This window comes from Streptomyces hazeniae, from assembly GCF_031845485.1.
GTDB classification, from domain to species: Bacteria; Actinomycetota; Actinomycetes; order Streptomycetales; family Streptomycetaceae; genus Streptomyces; species Streptomyces hazeniae.
This window is the reverse complement of the sequence record NZ_JAVREQ010000233.1, coordinates 1-413: the sequence shown is the minus strand read 5'-3', so window position 1 is coordinate 413 and position 413 is coordinate 1. Positions and strand designations below refer to the sequence as shown.

The 413-nt window shown below is 70.9% G+C and carries 1 protein-coding gene; it reads right to left on the bottom strand.

Going from position 1 to position 413, the window contains the following annotated elements; all coding sequences use genetic code 11:
* Positions 1–413 (bottom strand): ABC transporter permease (locus RM572_RS29490; protein WP_394813736.1); only part of this gene is annotated, 413 nt, incomplete at both ends.

Sequence of the window (413 nt, the reverse complement as noted above, 5' to 3'; positions counted from 1 at the left end):
ACCTGGGTGAGGGCCTTGCCGTCGGGGCGCATGAGGGCGAGGCCGCGCGCCGAGGCGAGCATGGCACGCGTCGCGATGAACCGGACCATCCCCCCGTACGCGATGAGCACGCCGTTCACCAGTCCGGCGGCGCCGCCGACGATCACGGCGGTGAAGGCGATGCCCGCGAAGCCGTACTCCTGGGTGGCCAGCGTCGTCGCCCAGACCGAGGCGAGGGCGACCATCGCGCCGACGGAGAGGTCGATGCCGCCGCTGGTGATGACGAAGGTCATGCCGACGGTGACGACCCCGATGACGGACGCCTGGGTCAGGATCAGCTGGAGGTTCCCGGTGTCCAGGAAGGCGTCCGGTTCGGTGATGCCGCCGACCAGGACAAGGGCGGCGAGGACACCGAGCAGGGACAGGACCCGGAC